Origin of the sequence: Sphingobium sp. 15-1 (assembly GCF_013375535.1) — a bacterium.
In the GTDB taxonomy this organism is placed as follows: domain Bacteria; phylum Pseudomonadota; class Alphaproteobacteria; order Sphingomonadales; family Sphingomonadaceae; genus Sphingobium; species Sphingobium aromaticivastans.
Genome location: NZ_JABXJG010000002.1, coordinates 925,710 through 943,272 on the forward strand (window position 1 = coordinate 925,710; position 17,563 = coordinate 943,272).

At 61.1% G+C, this 17,563-nt stretch carries 14 protein-coding genes; 4 read left to right on the forward strand and 10 right to left on the reverse strand.

Features of this window, described 5'->3' with window-relative positions:
* Positions 1–2: 2 nt before the first annotated feature.
* Entirely contained in the window at positions 3–2,228 is a 2,226-nt protein-coding gene (locus tag HUK72_RS20390) for a TonB-dependent receptor (protein WP_176598426.1), read from the reverse strand.
* A gap of 292 nt (positions 2,229–2,520) precedes the next feature.
* Positions 2,521–3,837, reverse strand: coding sequence for a TetR family transcriptional regulator (locus HUK72_RS20395; RefSeq protein ID WP_255325885.1), 1,317 nt, complete (start codon positions 3,835–3,837; stop codon positions 2,521–2,523).
* A gap of 85 nt (positions 3,838–3,922) precedes the next feature.
* Here HUK72_RS20395 and HUK72_RS20400 point away from each other — a divergent pair, with 85 nt between their 5' ends.
* Positions 3,923–5,047 (forward strand): helix-turn-helix domain-containing protein, encoded by a 1,125-nt coding sequence (locus HUK72_RS20400; protein WP_218036188.1) that lies wholly within the window; start codon positions 3,923–3,925, stop codon positions 5,045–5,047.
* A 31-nt stretch (positions 5,048–5,078) separates the two neighbouring features.
* On the opposite strand, the gene HUK72_RS20405 is transcribed toward HUK72_RS20400, so the two are convergent.
* The 7 genes from HUK72_RS20405 to HUK72_RS20435 all read right to left on the reverse strand — a co-directional run bounded on the left by HUK72_RS20405 (position 5,079) and on the right by HUK72_RS20435 (position 12,554).
* Complete coding sequence (locus HUK72_RS20405; protein ID WP_176598429.1) at positions 5,079–5,930, reverse strand: alpha/beta fold hydrolase; 852 nt, start codon at positions 5,928–5,930, stop codon at positions 5,079–5,081.
* Between the two features lie 20 nt (positions 5,931–5,950).
* Positions 5,951–6,550 carry an HD domain-containing protein gene (locus HUK72_RS20410; RefSeq protein ID WP_176598430.1) on the reverse strand — a complete coding sequence of 200 codons (600 nt, stop codon included), beginning with the start codon at positions 6,548–6,550 and terminating at the stop codon, positions 5,951–5,953.
* A 66-nt stretch (positions 6,551–6,616) separates the two neighbouring features.
* On the reverse strand, positions 6,617–7,414 hold the full coding sequence (locus HUK72_RS20415; protein ID WP_176598431.1) for a class II aldolase/adducin family protein: 798 nt from the start codon (positions 7,412–7,414) through the stop codon (positions 6,617–6,619).
* A gap of 66 nt (positions 7,415–7,480) precedes the next feature.
* The gene (locus HUK72_RS20420) at positions 7,481–8,515 is read right to left on the reverse strand and encodes an alpha/beta hydrolase (RefSeq protein WP_176598432.1); all 1,035 of its coding nucleotides are present in this window, start codon (positions 8,513–8,515) and stop codon (positions 7,481–7,483) included.
* Between the two features lie 225 nt (positions 8,516–8,740).
* Positions 8,741–9,850 carry an alpha/beta hydrolase gene (locus tag HUK72_RS20425; protein WP_218036189.1) on the reverse strand — a complete coding sequence of 370 codons (1,110 nt, stop codon included), beginning with the start codon at positions 9,848–9,850 and terminating at the stop codon, positions 8,741–8,743.
* Positions 9,851–9,899: 49 nt separating this feature from the next.
* A complete protein-coding gene (locus HUK72_RS20430; RefSeq protein ID WP_255325886.1) occupies positions 9,900–10,712 on the reverse strand; it encodes an enoyl-CoA hydratase-related protein in 813 nt (270 codons plus the stop codon).
* Between the two features lie 48 nt (positions 10,713–10,760).
* Positions 10,761–12,554 (reverse strand): acyl-CoA dehydrogenase, encoded by a 1,794-nt coding sequence (locus HUK72_RS20435; RefSeq protein ID WP_176598435.1) that lies wholly within the window; start codon positions 12,552–12,554, stop codon positions 10,761–10,763.
* 553 nt (positions 12,555–13,107) lie between these two features.
* Here HUK72_RS20435 and HUK72_RS20440 point away from each other — a divergent pair.
* Positions 13,108–13,914: an SDR family oxidoreductase gene (locus HUK72_RS20440; RefSeq protein ID WP_176598436.1), complete on the forward strand. Its 807-nt coding sequence runs from the start codon at positions 13,108–13,110 to the stop codon at positions 13,912–13,914.
* Positions 13,915–13,993: 79 nt separating this feature from the next.
* Here the strand turns inward: HUK72_RS20440 and HUK72_RS20445 are convergent, their stop codons facing one another.
* Positions 13,994–14,965: a GlxA family transcriptional regulator gene (locus HUK72_RS20445; protein ID WP_176598437.1), complete on the reverse strand. Its 972-nt coding sequence runs from the start codon at positions 14,963–14,965 to the stop codon at positions 13,994–13,996.
* 99 nt (positions 14,966–15,064) lie between these two features.
* Here HUK72_RS20445 and HUK72_RS20450 point away from each other — a divergent pair, with 99 nt between their 5' ends.
* On the forward strand, positions 15,065–15,625 hold the full coding sequence (locus tag HUK72_RS20450; protein ID WP_176598438.1) for a cysteine hydrolase family protein: 561 nt from the start codon (positions 15,065–15,067) through the stop codon (positions 15,623–15,625).
* 411 nt (positions 15,626–16,036) lie between these two features.
* Positions 16,037–17,557: an aldehyde dehydrogenase gene (locus tag HUK72_RS20455; RefSeq protein ID WP_176598439.1), complete on the forward strand. Its 1,521-nt coding sequence runs from the start codon at positions 16,037–16,039 to the stop codon at positions 17,555–17,557.
* The last annotated feature ends 6 nt before the right edge of the window (positions 17,558–17,563 follow it).

Below are 17,563 nucleotides of genomic sequence, written 5' to 3' on the forward strand. Positions count from 1 at the left end.
CTCTAGAAGTGGTATCCGAACGACGCGCCGATCTGCCGCGGCGGCTGATACTGGCTGAGCGCGAGCGATCCGATCAGCGCCGACACGACGATCACGTTCGATTTGACCTGTTTGTTGGTGATGTTCTTCGCAAACAGGCTCGCCGTGATTCGCCGGTCTTCGCTTTCATAGTTCAGGGACAGGTTGAGCTTGCCCACCGCTGACTGCGACGAGACCGGGATGTTGAACTCGCTGAAATACAGCCGTGACTTCCAGTCGTAACGGGCACCCAGCGTTACCTTGCCCGATGAGAGCGGCACGTCGTAATAGCCGCCGGCGCTAAAGCTGTAACGAGGCGCCTGGGGCAAGCTGTTGCCATCAAGATCGAACCTGCGCGTGCCATCGGGATCAATCGTTCCCAGATCGGGGCGAGCCGGATCGCCGGTGCGGAAGCGATCGAAGGTCGCATGGAGATAGGCGCCCGACACCTCGAACCGCAGGGCTTCAACCGGCCGGATGACGGTTTCGGCCTCGATGCCGTAGATGGTTGCCTTCGCGGCGTTGACGACCTGTGTCGACGCGCCATTGATCTGGTTCACCTGAAGATTATCATACTTCATGTGGAACGCAGCGATGTTGGCCTGCAATCCGTGATCGAAGAACCAGCCTTTCAGGCCAGCTTCAAGGTTGGTGTTCTTTTCCGGATCGAAGGCGGGAGCAAGACCGCCGGCCGAAAAGCCGCCCCCCTTGTAGCCAGTGGCATATTTCACATAGGCGTCGAGCCTCGTGCTGAAGGCATAGGATGCGCCCACTTCATAAGTGACCTGACTGGACGAGGTGCTCTGCCTCGGCAGGATACCGACGTAGCTATTATAATCGTCGAGATCGACCTTCTTGTCGTGCGTGTTTCGCAGGCCGGCAAAAACCTTTGCCTCGGGCGTCAGCGCATATTGGGCATGCCCGAAGAAGGCGTAGGAAGTGGTGTTGATCTTCGCACCCAGATCGACTGGCATGGGCAGCAGGCTGATCGGAACCGAAATATCCTGCTTCAGCTTTTCATGAAAATAGTTGGTGCCGATGATATAGGTGAACGGCTTGGACGCGTCGGACGTGTAAAGCAGTTCTCCATAATATTGATGGGTCTTGTTGTTGAAGTCGGAATAGGTGTGGAGCGCGTCGGTTCCGTCGCCGTCCTGAATATTGTGGATCTTGGTGTCCGCATAGGAGCCAAGCGCCTTGAGATCGCCGCTCCCCAGCGCCCAGTTCAGCGTCAGGTTGACATTCTTGCCCTCGACCCGCCTCATCGCTTCATTGTTGTACACTTCGCGCTTGCTGACACTTCCAAGCGGTTGCCCGACGAGAATTGCGGGAAGGGGCTGGTCGGGGTCGGGCGTGCCTTCGAGGAAGGTTGCCGGGCCGTTGGAGTGATCGCGCTGATATTCGACCAGCAGCCGGGCGTTGAAGCTGTCGGAAGGTTCCCATTTGATCTGGCCGCGAACCGACTGGTTGTTCGCGTCGTCCAGTCGGCCCGGCGCGTTGGACGTGACAAGATTGTTCGAATAGCCGGGGCTGTAGGTCTCCGGCGTCGACAGGTTCTTCGTGTAGCCACGGTTATAGGTCTGCTGGGCGGACAGGCGGGCGGTCCATTTACCCGATGCATCGAGGGCACCGCTGACATAGCCTGACGTGTTGATCCGGCCTGGATCAATGCCCGCCGTGACATCGAAGCCGTAATGCAATTCACGGGTCGGCTCGTTCGGGATGATGTTCACGGCCCCGCCCGTGGCGTTACGGCCAAAGAGCGTGCCCTGGGGACCGCGAAGAACCTCCACACGCGCCACGTCCAGGAACGTCGACAATGTGAGCGCGGGCTGGGCCATGTAAACGCCATCTACCTGGATGGAGACGCCCGCATCCGACCCGGCGTTGATGGACGACCCGTTGCCGATGCCTCTGATCGCGACGTTCGCTGAGTTGTAGCTATTGCCGATCTGGATGTTCGGATTGGGACCGACAAGATCCGTCAGCGCCACCGTCTGAGCGGCACGCAGCTTGTCGCCAGAATAAGCCGAAACCGCGATAGGCGTTTTCAGGATCGTCTCGCTTCGGCGGGATGCGGTAACCACGATGTCCTCTAACTGGTCCTGACCGCTTCGCCCCTGCGCGGGCGCGTCGGGCGTCTGCGCATGAGCAGCCGGAACAACGGCGGCCCCGCAGAGCAACGCAAGCACGCAATAGCCTTTCGTCATGATACCCCTCCATCAGTTTTGTCTTTTTGTGCTGATTCGTGTTGTATTGATTTCGGCTCGATGGAGAATGATGGTTGATCGCACCCGCGATGTCGCAATTTGCCGCAAGGAGGAAATCGCGTTTCGATCAATCGGCTTAGGGCCTGTTTGAGAATGCGCCTATTGGCGCATTGTGGCACCAGCCCTCTCCCCCACCCGGCCACCCAACGGCAGTATTTTATGGGTGGCCGGGTGGGGGAGAGGGCTGGTGCCGCCTCGGAAATCGCTCTTCCGCGATTTCTCAAACGGACTCTTACACCCAGAAACGGCCGGAGGAGATCATGGTCAGATCATGGGCAAACTCCCGGCGCACATGGGCAAGATCCTCCGTCCGCGAACCGCTGGCCACCAGCCGGATCAGTTTTCCGGTGAACAACGCCTGAGACAGTAGCGGATCGAGGGGCCGCAGCGACGAGGAGATCGGTGTCAAAAGACGCCGCCAGGCGCTGTGCTGGTCCGCAATGTCGGCCCAGATCGCAGATTGCAGCGACGGCTGGCGGCTGGCTTCAAGCCAAACCCGGTAGATTGCGAGACTTTCCAGCGCATATTCCGTCGCTTCGCGGAAGAAGATGACGGTCGTCCGATCGATCAGCCTTTCAAGGCTTTCTTCCCCGCGTTCCAGCGAGGCCACGATGCGATAGCGATCCTTCGCATTTTCGAACAGGCGATGCTGGGCGGCTTCGATCAGGCTGGCGGTTGTGGGAAAGTGGTAAAAGGCCCCTGACGGCGAAAGCCCCGCCTTGCTGGCCATGGCCTTGAGGCCGATCGCCGTCTGCCCCTTCGAAACCAGTTCATCCAGGGTCGCCGTCAGGATCGCCTCCCGCGTCACCGCCGACTTGCCGCTCAGCCGCGCAGGCCTGGCGGCGGGGGCCTTCTCGCCATGTCCCCACCTGTCAAGGGGGTCTTCGCCGCCATCGAACACCGCCCTCAGATCGTCCTCGGTAGGACGAAGAACCAACACGAAAAGAAGAAGTCCGACCGTTATGTCACCATAGGATCGCGCAGCCAGCTCGTTGTCGTCACCGCCTGATGAAAAGGCCCATTCGCTCCAGACTTTTGCTGCGGCAGCGAACCAACGGCGGGCCAGCGCAAGAGATTCTGGGTGGCGTGGCGCATCCAGCATGATTTCGGTCCAGCAGGCGCTTCGCACACGTTGCTCTCTGCCCACTTTGATCAGGAATTCCACAAGCCAGGATCGGGGGCACCCCGCCCCTCCCTTCCCGCTCGGCCCGGCAGCGTCATCGCGGGGAAGAAGCAGCGTATCTTCATCCAGCATTTCCTGTGAAGCAGCGGCCAGGATGTCGAACTTGCTGGCGAAATGGTAAGTTGTCGACGCCAGGGAAACGCCTGCGGTGCGAGCGATCTCCCGGTGCGTCATGCCCGCAATCCCGCGATCCGCCAAAACGAGGATCGCCCCTTCGATGATCCGTTTGCGGGTTTCGACTGACCTCGCCTGAGCAGGCGCTCGCTTTGGCCCACGTGTCCTCACGCGCGTACCCGGGATGGTGGAAAGGCGTCGGGTCACGGGCAATTCAGGACTGTCCTCTACTAAGGCATGGGTGGCAGGCATTGCCTTGAACCAGTTTTTGTCCTATAGTACAAATTATTTCAAGGACTGGCTTCGCAACGACGAGCCGCCAACAGAGAGGCTGGATATGAAAGCGAACCTCTGCCGAGTTCAGGATTCAAGCGGCTATCCGTCGATGTTCGGCTCTCAGACATGGCCCAGCGCGATGCAGGATAGCCGGTCGGTCCTGTTTTCAACCGCAGCCCGTAATTTCGGCGCCGAACAACTTTCCAGACATTATGTCGAAACATTTTTCGGCGTGGAACGGGCGCGCGCGCTGATGGCGGGAGCCGGGCTGTGCGATGCGCTGGGCCAATTGCCCGCAAGCATTTCCCGTGTGGATTTCTGGAACCTGTGCGTCGATGGAATTTACAAATATGACGATGAGGGACACGGGTGCACCCCCCGGCCACTACCGAAGGGCAGTTGGACCGTGATCTTCACCGCGGTGAACCACATGGATTCGGTGAGCGAAGGACTGAAGCGCTTCTGCGAGTTCGTTCAGGTCATTCCCTCCGGCATGACGGTATCGGTCGGCTATGGCTCCGACGGCCTTAACATTACCTACGCGATGAATGATCTGTCCGAACGGGGCGAAATCTATGTCGAGCTGATCGCGATGGTGTTTCATTGCGTTCTGGTCTGGGGCACGGGCCAATGGATCGAACCCGTCCGCACGAGGCTGTCGAGCCTGTTGGGCGATCGCGACGAGTCGCTTTTGACCGGACTTGCGACCAGTTGTTGGAGGCACGGAACCGGCGTCTCCATGGTCTATCCCAAGGAAATTCTCGACCTGCCGCTCGGCGTGCGTCGCTACAAGAGCTTCTCCTTCCACGAATCGTCCGTCTTCATGGAAATCGCGCAGAGATCGCCGCGCTCGGTGAGTTCGGATGCGTCCAGTTCGATCGTCGATGAATTGCGCGTGCTGATGCAGGAGGAAATTCCCAATCAGCGTGTCGCGGCCCGCAAGCTCGGGATGAGCGCAGCGACCTTGCAGCGCCGGCTCACGCAGGAAGGAACGAGTTTCCGTGAACTTTCCCGGGAAGTCCGGATGCGGAAGCTCTGCACCCTGCTGGCGACCGACGCCAATCTGGACGACATCGCGTTCGATCTGGGTTTTTCGGATCGCCGCAGTCTCTGGCGCGCCTGCTTCGACTGGCTCGGCATGTCGCCGACAGCCTACCGGCTGCAACGACGCCTGTGTGACAACTAGACCGGAGCGCGCGCTGGTGCGGACAGACCTGCTAGGCAGGACTATCCGCGCCCTGCCTTATATGTTCGAGCAGCAGATTCGACACGATGTCGGGGCATTGATCGACGATGAAATGTCCCGCCCCTTCAACGGTCACGAACCGGAACGGTCCGGTGACATAGTCGGACGTCAGTTCCGCCGCATATCGCCCGACCGTCGCGTCTTCGGTGCCCCAGATGTAGAGGGTCGGCAGGTCGATGGGGGGCGTCTCCGCGCCCGTGAAGCCGCTGGCGCGATACCAGTTGATGGCGCCTTCCACGCCGCCCGGCTCGGCAAGCTTGGCGATATGCACCGCCGCGATCTCTGGCGGCACATGCTGGGTTTCCAAAGCCTCCCGCAAGGGACGAAGCCCGTCAATGCGCATCCGGGCATAGGCATCCGGATCCTTCAGGAACCGGTGATGGCGGGATCGCTCCGGCTGCTCCGGGTCTTCCGCCATCGCCCGCGCGAAAGCCGCCGGATGGGGCCGCGACAATATGCTCAGGGTGCGAATCCTGTCCGGATGAACAGACGCGAGCAACCACGCGATCTGCCCGCCCCAATCATGTCCGACCAGATGGAAGTCAGCAATGCCCAGCGACCGCATGAGGTCCGCCGCATCCTGGACGATGAGTTCCACGCGATAGGAATCCTGCTCGGCGGGGCGCGCGCCCGTGGAATAGCCCCGCTGGTCGGGCGCTATGACGCGAAATCCCGCAGCCGACAGAGCCTCTACCTGAGGATGCCACATATAGCGCGATTCCGGGAAGCCATGTAGCAGCAGAACGGTCTGCTCATTGCCGTGACCCGCAATGTCGACGGTGAATTCAAGGCCATTCAGGCTGACGCAACGCGTTTCGATCATGTCTGTCTGCTATCGGCCGATTATTCTGCGGTCGGGCTTTTGTAGAACGAATATCGCATCGTCGAGAAGAGCCGGTGGACCATCGGTTCGAACGCTTCGAGCGGCATGGTGTCGTAATTGGCATCAAAGGCGGACTGATCGTAAAGGTGACAGAAATCCGCCGTATACTCAAAGTGCGGGTGCCCCCTGAACTTGTCCCGCATATGCTGGTCTTCACCGATATGATGGAAGAAATAATAGCCCTGGAAGATGGCGTGCTTTTCCACCATCCAGTGGTTCTTTTCCGAGACATAGGGCTTCAGGATCGCCGCGGCGAGATCCGCATGATTGCCTGAACCCAGCGTGTCGCCAATGTCGTGCAGCAGAGCGCACACGACATATTCCTCGTCCATTCCCGCCCGATAGGCGCGCGTGGCGGTCTGGACGCTATGTTCCAGCCGATCCACGGGATAGCCGCCGAAATCACCGTCCAGCAGCTTCAGATGCGTCAGGATCCGGTTGGACAGTCCCGCGTGGAAGGGCTTGTAATGGCTATCGATGATCGCCCAGTCCTCTTTGGTGGAATCGGCCATTTGCGTGAAATGGGTGGTGGCGCCTTCGGTTTCCTTGGGGTCGGACATTGTCAGACTTTCTTATATGAGACGGGATGCGCAATGGCGCGATGACGCCACTGCGCATTTATTCGGTCAGGCATCGAAGCCCGGCAGTTCGCGATGGAGGCGACGCAGGCAACCGGGCCAGATCAACTCATAAGCGGATTGACCGCCCTCCAGTCGAAGCGGGCCGCGCGCAGCCATCTGACGGGCCACCGTCTCCTGCGCCTTTTCGGGTGCGATCAGCACCTTGTCGCGCCCCGCTGTCAGCGCCATGACCTGAATCTTGCAGGCCCGTTCCAGGATGAACATGGTGCGCCAGCAATCGCCAGCGTCCAGGCCAACGGCCAACGTGCCGTGATTGCGCAGTAGCATCGCTGCGTTGTTGCCAAGGTCGGCGACCAGCCGCTCGCGCTCGTCCCAATCGAGCGCGATGCCTTCATAGTCGTGATAGGCAAGTTCGGGGAGCACGGCCAGCGCAGTCTGGCTGAGCGGCAGCAACCCTTCCTGCTGCGCCGACACGGCAATGCCCTGGTCGGTATGCAGGTGCATCACGAACTTCACATCCTCGCGCGCGCCATGGATCGCGGAGTGAATGGTGAAGCCCGCCGCATTGACCTTGTAGGGCGTATCCTGGACGACATGGCCGTCCATATCGACCTTCACGAGCGACGACGCCGTCATTTCCTCGAAGAAGATGCCGTAGGGATTGATGAGGAAATGATGGTCCGGCCCGGGCAGCCGTGCCGATATATGGGTATAGACCATATCGTCCCAGCCATGCAGAGCCACAAGCCGGTAGAGCGCGGCGAGATCGACGCGCATCTGCCACTCCGCCTCGCTTACTTGGCTCCTTAATGAAGGTGCCGGCGACCAAGAACCGTCAGCCATTTCAATCTCCTTTAGCTATTCCATCGAGAAGCGGGCCATCGACATCGGCGGCGAGAAGATTTCCCGTCACTTTCCCGTCCTTGCAAGATAGGCGATGTCGTTGGCTGTGTTGGCGCTAATGTCCGGCGCGCATCTCGGCAAAATCTCGACCGCATGCACCGTCCCGATCAGGGAACGACACCGCGCGGGTACCCCGGCCGCCAGCAGCTTGCGATAGAAAGCGACGCCTTCGTCATGAAGGGGATCGCATTCGTTCACGCTGATGACCGTTTGCGGCAAGCCCTTGAGATCGGCTTCGGACGCGAAGATGGGCCATGCCAGCGGATCGTGACGCTCGAACGCCTCGATACCATAGGCCAAGGTAAGACGGTTGTTCCCGATGCTGATGAAGATGCCCTCATTATTGTGGGATGACGGATGGTCGGGATGCGGCCACTGACCGGCGATAAACGGGCAAAGCGAATAAACGCCGTTTATAAGGCCGATGTCGCCATCGCGATTGAGCTTCAGCGCGGTCGCCAGGGAGAGATTGCCGCCGCCGCTTTCGCCGGCGAGAGTGATCCTGGCAGGATCGATCTTCAATTCCTCGGCATGCGCATGGACCCATTTCACGCCCGCGACGCAGTCGTTCAGGCCGGCGGGAAAGGGAGCCACTTCCGGAGCGGACGAGGGAAGCAGGCTGTTGCGGAAATCGACCATCGCGACCGCCACGCCCTGCGCCGCGATGATGCTGCCCCATCCGCGGTAGTTGGGATCGAAGGCCGACAGATACGCCATACCGCCGCCATGCATATAATAGACACAGGGCAGGACGTCCGTGCCTTCGGGGCGGATATACTGGATTTTGATTTCATTCCCGTCCGGCTGCGAAATGAACGTCTTGGTTTCGTAGACAAGGCCGGCGGATGGAGCGGACTCTTCGCACACGGCCGCCGCGAAGAAGTCGGCATCTGCTGCCACAGCTTCCTGCGCCTCCGGAGTGTGCATGAACGCGATCACCTCTTCGCGCGTGAGCAAGTCGGGCGCAGTCGGCGCCCCATACTCGCCAAATATAGCTTTGATCCGTGGATCGATCCGGTGGTCATTCAAGAGCTTTGTCATTCTGTGCCTCTCCGCTTTTTTCGCATTCCGCCCGATCGCGCGCACGGCTCCATCCATGTATAGCAGGACAGGAACCGATGGACTCGCCTGGAACCGGGCCGATTATCAGCGCGAACCGCTGTCCCAATCATGCCATCCGCACGCCATGGGGCAATGACCAGCCTTCGCAACCCTCTGGTCGCGATTTACGGCACAGCGCCTTCAACCGCGTGAAATTCGGCGGGATCATGACAGCTTGGCGAGAGCAAGCACGATCTCCGCAAAGCGTTCCGGTTGTTCCTGCTGCACCCAGTGACCGGCCCCGTCGATAAAGTGAATGGAAACCGAGTCCGCCGCCAGCCCGTCCCGCATGATTTCCATCAACCCCGGCGCCTGATATGGGCCCCAGTCAACCTTACCGGCAACGAAGGCCACCGGCATGGTGAGGCGCTGGCCGTGAAACGGCGACATATCCCGGCTGGTCATGCCTTCTGCCAGAGCGCTGCGATACCAGTTGAGCGCGGGCTGAAACCCGGTGCGGGCAAATTCGGCGGCGGCGACCGCCAGATCGGCATCGCTCAGCCATGTGCACGCCGCCACCTGCCTGGCGTCGGGCATGACGGCAGCGGCGACCTCCGCCATTCCGCTTTGTGCCGGCATGCAATAATAATGCGGCAATCGGGCAAGGTCTGCGCCGGGCCAGCTCTTGAGCGGGAACGGCCTGTTCCCGTCCCAGTCGGCGCTTTTCTGATGATAGTAGCCGCGCAGAAACTGGTGAATCCCTTGTGGCGGATGCCACATGTCGTTGTTCGCGTCTGGGCCTGAATAATAGGCTTGGTAATGTTTGCGCGGCTGCGGCAGTCGCGCAAGTTCCTCATGGACCGGATGGTCGAGGAAAGGCGCGGCCGGCGCGGCTCCTTTAGGGGGGGCGCCCCCGAAAGGCGATGCTGAAAGCACGAGGCGGCGGATCATGTCCGGCCGCGCGAGCGCGCAGAAGCCCGCGACAATCGAACCCGCATCATGGCCGATCAGCATCTCGATCGAAGAAAGACCGAGTGCTTCGACGAGGTTGAAGATATCCTTCGCCAGATTGCCTGTGGCATAAGGCTCCAGATCCGTGTGATAAGCGTCTGGCTGAGGAGTGGTGCGGCCAACACCCCGCTGGTCGGGTGCGATCACATGATAACCAGCCGCCGCCAGAAGCGGCATCAGCCTGCGCCAGCACCACGCCAGTTCGGGAAAGCCATACAGAAGAAGAATGGCGGGCCGATTCTTCTCTTCAAATCCGGCTTCGAGAATATGCATATCGAGGTTGCCGACCCCGTCGACGATACGGGACCGGATGCCATCGGGCAAAAGGGACCGGGGAAGCGGCCTGGGATGACTGGTGGAATGCCCGGCCACTCTAATGCCCGCTGAAAAGGGGCGCGCGCTTCTCCGCGAAAGCCCTGACTCCCTCAAGATGGTCCGCCGTTTGCGAACAATCGATATGGCAGCGCACTTCACGATCCATATAGGGGCCAAATTCGGAGGACAGCGCCCTGTTCAGATGCTCCTTCATATAGCCGAGCGCCTGGGGCGGAGCGGACGCAAGGCGCCGGGCGATTACGGCCGCCTGCTTGGGCAGGTCTTCGGCTTCATACACCCAGTTCGTCAGCCCCATGTCCAGCGCCCGGTCGCTCGATATACGTTCGGGCAGGAACATCATCTCTCTGGCCCGCGCCGTCCCGACGAGCCGGGTGAGCAGATATCCGATGCCGAAATCCCCCGACAAAGCGACGCTCGCGAACGCCGTGAGCAGGAAAGCCGGGCGGGCCATGACCCTGAGGTCGCAAGCCAGCGCCAGCGCGAGACCCGCACCCGCAGCCGGGCCGTGGATGATGGCCATGGTGGGCTTGGCCATCGCGACCAGCCTGCCCGACGTCGCGCGCTGAATGGCGCATTGATACTCGACGCGATCGTCTAGTTTGGACGGCGTTATAGGGTTCTCTCCCATAGCCTTGACGTCGCCACCGGCGCAGAAGGCACGGCCACTTCCCTGAAGAACCACGCACCGCACTTCGTTACTGCCTTCGGCAAATGCGAGTTCGCGGTCCATAGCTTCCAGCATCGGATCGCTCATGGCATTGCGCGCTTCCGGCCGGTTGAGCGTCAGCGTCAAAATGCCTTGGTCCAGCGTCGACAGCAGATCAGGCGTTCCTGTATTCCGGCTTCCCAAGCCATCCTCCTCTTGATTATCTCGCATGCCTAACCGAGCCTTGTATCCCTAGACCGCGCGGATCTGCTCCGGCGTCGTGGTGAGGCAGGTGACGTCCAATGCATTCACCAGCCCCAGGTCGATCTGCGCGTGCGGCAGTTGGTAGCGGAAGAAATAGTCGCAGGTGGCGCGCTTGGCCTCATAAAAAGCCCTGTTGGTGGCACCGCCTTCTTCCATGCGAACGGCGACCATTGCCTGCCACAGCCACATCCAGCCGATGACGACCGTCCCGGTCGCATCGAGATAGAGCGTCGCGTTGGCAAGGCTGCGCTCCATTTCGGGCTCCGCCAGGGCCGCGGCGGTGGCGTCGGTGACCCAGACGAGAGCTTCTGTCAGCTTGGCCGCATGGCCGGACAGCGCGGGGATGTGCGCTGCTTCGCTGATCGTGGCCTTGATGCGCTCGATCAGGAGGGCAAGGCCGCGCCCCTCCCCCAGACGGACTTTCCGTCCCAGAAGGTCGATGCCCTGAATGCCGAACGTGCCTTCGTAGATATGGTTGAGCCGATTGTCGCGATAGAGGCGCTCTACCGGATGATCGCTGGTATATCCCGCGCCACCCAATATTTGCATCGCCCATTTGTTTGCCTCAAGGCAATGTTCCGACGGCCATGACTTGACGATCGGCGTCAACACTTCAAGCAGCAGGGCGACGTCAGCTTGATCCACCTCGCCCCCGCCATTTTGCTCGTCGACCAGCAGCGCGCAATAGGTGCACAGCGCCAGCGCGCCTTCGACCGCCGCCTTTTGCGCCAGCAGCATGCGCCGGATATCGACATGCTCGATCAGCGGAATCTGGGGCGAGCCGGGATTCTTCTGGCCGATGCGGCGGCCCTGAAGGCGTTCGTTCGCATATTCGAGCGAGTAGAGATAGCCCATCAGTCCCGACATTGTCGCGATATGCCCGACACCGATGCGCGCTTCGTTCATCATGTGGAACATCGCGTGCAGCCCCTGGTTGGGCTTGCCGATCAGATAGCCGACCGAAGCACCGTCCTCACCGAAATTGAGCTGGCAGTTGGTCGTTCCGCGCTGCCCCATCTTGTGCGCCAGACCGACCAGCGTCACATTATTGTCTTCCCCCGGCCGGCCTGCTTCGTCGAGGCGCTTTTGCGGGACGAGGAACAAGGAGATGCCCTTGACGCCGGCGGGCGCGTCGGGAAGCCGGGCAAGAACGAGATGAACGATATTCTCGCTCATGCGGTGGCCGCCGCCGGAGATCCATATCTTGGTGCCGCGCAGATGATAGGAGCCGTCGCCCACGGGATCGGCCCGCGTCGTGATGTCGGACAGCGACGAGCCCGCCTGCGGTTCGGACAGGCACATCGTACCCATCCAGCGCCCCGCGATCATATGTGACGCGTAGCGGGACTTCTGCTCCTCCGTGCCGAATGCCAGCAAGAGACGTGCCGCCGCCGCGGTCAGCAGGAAGTAATTGGCGATCGCGACATTGGCGGCACTGAACATGCCGTTGACGGTCATGCTGACCGTATGCGACATGCCCAGCCCTCCGACTTCCTCGGGAAAGCTCTGCGCCGAAAGACCTGCCTCGCTATAGGCATTCAGCGCACGGCCGACATAGGCCGGCATGACCGCTTCGCCATTCTCGAAGGTCGGTGGAACGGCGTCAAGCGTGGCGGCCGTAGGCAGATATTCGGCTTCAGCAATGCGCTGCGCCGTATCCAGAAGCTGTGAAATCAACTCCCTGTCCTGCCCTTCGAAGGGGCCGGACGCATGCGCCTTCTCCAAATCGAACATGTCAAACAGCAGAAAGTCGAGATTATGACGGTCGACGATGTAGCTCACGGTAACTCCTGGAAGCCAAGCGGTGCGCGAAAGAGGCGCGATTGGCATGCGCGCGGTTGTACCTTGGGGACTTTTGGGCGTGGCGGCTAGGACGGTTTGATGCAGCCGAAACATCGCAATCTCGCTCAAGCCGCGGGGCCCGCGTGAGCGCAGATTGAACAGGCTGATTGCAGGAGAGCGGAATGGGAATTCTAGGGCCAATCGACATTCAGATGATGACGTGCCGAAAATGGTGGTTTTTCGTGACCCTTGAAGCGAGTCACGTGCCTCGCTTCAACGCAGCGTACTAAAAGTACGTGAGCACCGGAAGCACGGAAAATCGCCATTTGCAGGCCGTCAGGGCTGAATGTCGATTGGCCCTAATATTCACACAGAGTTAGACCGACCACATCTGGCAAGGTGAACCTGGTGCCATGTGGGCGGGTGAATATATATGTCACCTTGTCCATGAGGGTATTGGTCATGGTCCCCGTTGGACCGGACGCATATTGCAGCGGGTAAGAATTGGGCGCTTGCCCGTTCATCATTCCTCCATGTGCTAAAGGAAATCGATTTGTCTGGGAATCTTGGTACAGCGATCGTAACCGGGGCTTCTTCGGGTATCGGCAAGCTTTTCGCCGATCGTCTTGCCTCGCGTGGCTATGATCTCTTGCTCGTCGCGCGGCGGGAAGACCGGCTTCGCGCTATCGCGGCTGATCTGGAAAGCCGGTTTTCGGTTCGCGCTGAAGTTCTGGTCGCCGACCTCTCCGATCCTGCGGGCGTCGGCTCCGTCTCGAAGCGCATTTCGGCCGATCCTTCGGTTTCGTTCCTGGTGAACAATGCCGGCTATTCCACGATCAAGACGCTGGCCGAAACGCCGGATGATGTCATCGCCAACATGATCGCCCTCAACGTCACGGCTTTGACGACCTTGTCGAAGGCCGCTCTCGTGCGCTTTACCGAGCGGGGTGCGGGCACGCTCATCAACATCGGCTCCGGCGCGGGTTTCGCGCCCTTCCCTGGCATCGGCATTCCTGTTTATGCGTCGACCAAGGCCTATGTGTATCTCCTGACGAAATATCTTCAGAACGAGGTCGAAGGCACTGGTGTGAATGTGCGGCTGATCCTGCCTGGCGCCGTGGTTTCCGAAGGATGGGACGTGGCGGGCGGCGCCGAGCTGGACCCGCTGCCGGACGCTATCGTCATGACGACCGAAGATTGCGTTGACTCGGTGATGTCGGGTCTGGAGCAGGGCGAGCCCGTCATCGCGCCGTCGCTGGCGGACCTGTCTCTCCTCGAAGCCTATGACAGCGCGAGCGGAACGCTCCTGCAATCGATGTTCAACGCCGAGCCTGCCGCGCGCTACGGCTTGAAGAAGTAAAGCCGCCTTCCACGCGCAAGGCATCGCAGGTTGGTCGATGCCTTGCGCGATCGGACGGTCCTCCGGTCCGCGACGATGTTTATCGTCCCCGGAAGCGCAGTCGATACTCTCCGGGAGTAAGGCCGACGATGCGCACGAACAGCTTTCGGAACGAAGACGTGTCGGCATAGCCCACATCCCACGCGATACGGTCAATCGGCAGCACGCTCGATCGCAGCAGTTCCTGAGCGTTCGCCACACGCAGGCGCTGGCAATAGTCGGTGCTCGTCAGGCCCGTCGCCTTAAGGAACCGGCGCAGCAACGTCCGTTCCTCCAGCCCGCTTATCTCGGCCAGCCGCGCCAGCCGGGCATCGGTCGCTCCGGTCGCCTGTAGCCAGTGCTGGACCTTCAGCACGGCCATGTCGCCATGGTCGAGCCTGGGCGAGAAATTGCTGTAATAGCGTTGCTCGCGGCCCGGTGGGTCGCACAGGAAGGAACGCGCAGTGTCCAGCATCACCGCGGACCCAAGAAAACGGTCGATCAGGCGCAGGCACAGGTCGGTCCAAGCCATCACCCCGCCTGCGGTCAATATATCGCTCTCGTCGATGAGCAGACGGTCGGTGTCGAGTTTCACGTCCGGGAAGCGCTGGCGAAAAGGCTCTGCAGCGTCCCAGTGCGTTGTCGCCCAACGCCCTGCCAGCAGCCCTGTTTCAGCGAGCAGGAACGCGCCTGCGCACACGGAGCCAAGCACGACTCCCGCCGCGTGGTGATCGCGCAGAAAGTCGATGAAGGGTGCCGATGTTTCCGCTGTTACCGGCCCGTCAAGAGCTGGCGGAAGCAGCAATACGGTCGGCTCCGCGTCACCGCACCCCGGAGCGCTGTCGAACACCCTTTCCGGCCCCCGCTCCCCATGTTGCCAATGGCTGATGCACAACGCCGGCTCGTCCGATCCGCCCTCCGTTCTGGCCCGACGGTCAGCGAATGTCAGAAAGTCGGTAATTCCCAGAACCGATGCGGCCTGTGCACCGGGATAGAGAAGGATGCCGATCTCCACCGGCGGTTTATCGGCCATTGTCGGTATCACCCCTCCGAATGTCGTTCACGCCGGTATCAGCATCATTCTTCCAGCGCTATCCAATCCATCTTTCCACCATTTCGAAAGGAATAGTTCATGGGCCAGCGCGCCATCGTGTCTGTCGATCTCCAGAATTTCTACCTGCCTTCGGGCCAGTTGCCGCTGACCGGCATTGACGAAGCCGTGGCCAACGCCGCTCGTGTGATTGGCGCAGCCCGCGATCAGAAAGACCCGGTCATCCATGTCCGCCACGAACTGCTCCCCGATACCCCTCTCTACGTTCCCAACAACCCGGCGGACGAGATCATCGCCGGCGTGACTCCGGTCGCGGGCGAAGAGGTTGTGGTGAAGCATTATGCGAACAGCTTCAGGGACACGCGGCTGAAGCAAGTCCTCGATGCGCACAATATCGACGCGCTGGTGGTCGTGGGCGCCATGAGCCATATGTGCGTCGAGGCGATTTCGCGCGCCGCTTCCGATCTGGGATACACTGTCACCATTGTCCATGACGCCTGCGCGACGAGGGATCTGGAGTTTGAAGGGACGTTGGTGCCGGCTGCGCAGGTCCATGCCGCAAGCATGGCCGCGCTGGCGTTCGGCTATGCCACCATCACTTCGACAGCGGAATGGCTGTCAACCGCCTCCGCTCTCGCATAAAGGGCCGGAGGCGCTGACGCGCCCTGCATCATATGACCGCGTAGCCAGGCCGGCATAACCAAGACGCGCGCGGGAGCCGGCGCCCCCCGCGCGTCCACTTGCGGCACCCCCTGCAAGACATGGGGAATATTGCCGCTGCAAGCGTTGCTTAAAGAGCAACCTTGAGCTTCCCCTTATGCCATTGGACGATTTTGGGATGGGTCATACAAAAATAACGAGATTTTCGTTCGGCTTCGCGAGCCGCGCCCCGTCGCTTGAGCGTCGCGCTAGATGGGGGATGCTTGCGCGGCTGAGAGAGGGTCGGCTCAGCTCTGCATTTGTCTTGCCGGCAAAGGCAGCGATGCGGTGGGCACAGACGAAAACCGAAGCAAAGCTCGCTCTTCAATAAGTGAGCAAATTAGGGACACACTCATGACAACAGACCTGCGCGCCCCCCGGACGGACTTGCCCGAGCTTGCACAGGGTCTGGGAAATTACATCGGCGGACGATGGGAAAACGACGAGGCCGAAACCTTCGCAGCGATCAATCCAGCCACCGGCGGCGAACTTGCCCGCCTGCCACTCAGCACGCGGGAAACAGCGCGCAGGGCGGTGGTGCAGGCAAAGGCCGCGCAGCGCGCCTGGGCGCGCCTTTCGACATGGGACCGGGCTACGCTGTGCGCGTCGATCAGCGACGCAATTGCGGCCGCGACCGATGACCTCGCCCGGATCCTGTCGATGGAACAGGGCAAGACTTTGGCAGAAGCCACCGCCGAAGTGACGGCGACGGCCCACGGTTTCCACATGAGCGCTGAATTGGCGCGCTACATGACCGGGGAAGTGCAGACCGGCCAGACCCCCGACCGCCAGTTCCTGACGCAGCGTCATCCACGCGGTGTCTATGCGGTGATTACGCCGTGGAATTATCCCGTCATGATCCCGGGCGAATATCTCGCACCCGCGATCGCGACTGGCAACACCGTGGTGTGGGTGCCTGCGCCCACCACCTCGCTGGTCGCGGCCGCGCTCATGCGCGTCATCGCCAGCGTCGGCCTGCCGGACGGATTGATCAACCTGGTGCTCGGACAGGGCGCAGTCGTGGGCGATGAAATCGTCGGCCATGAAGACGTGCAGGGCATCGGCTTCACCGGTTCGACCAGGACGGGTCGGAGCGTCGCGGAGCGCGGCGCCGGCAAGCCGATGCTGCTGGAACTGGGCGGCAACGGCCCCGTGATCGTCCGGCGCGACGCGGATCTCGATCTTGCGGCGCAGGCCGCGGCGGTGGGTGCCTTCATGAACTCGGGACAGATATGCGCCGCCACCGGCCGCGTTCTCGCCGATGCCGCGATTGCTGAGGAACTGGCCGAAAAGATTGCCGAGATCGCACGGTCGCACAAGCCGGGCGACCCTCTGCACCAGGGAACCACCATGGGGCCGCTCAACAATGCTGCGGTCGTGGATAAGACTCGTGAGCATGTCGATGAAGCGATCGCGGCAGGTGCGCGGTGCCTCACCGGCGGGCATCTATTGCCGGACCTCGGTAGCGATTTCTTTTACGCGCCGACGGTGCTGGCCGACGTCACCCCTGACATGCGGGTCGCGCGGGAAGAGACATTCGGGCCAGTGGTTCCCGTGATCGCGCTGGACGGCGACGACGAGCTTCTGCGGGTCGCGAATGATACCGAATACGGCCTCACCATGTCGATTTTTTCGCGGGATATGGAACGGGCGCTGGCAATGTCGACCGAGCTGTCGGCTGGCATCATCAACATCAACGCGCATACAGTGACATGGGAAACGCACATGCCGCTGGGCGGCGCTTCGGGCACGAAAAGCGGGATCGGACGGCTCGGTGGCCGTCACACGATCGAGGCGATGACCGAAATGCGGATGGTTACCATCCCGGCGCCCCGTTACGGCAGCGTTGCTCCCCATGGCAAAGACAGGGACTGAGGGCTT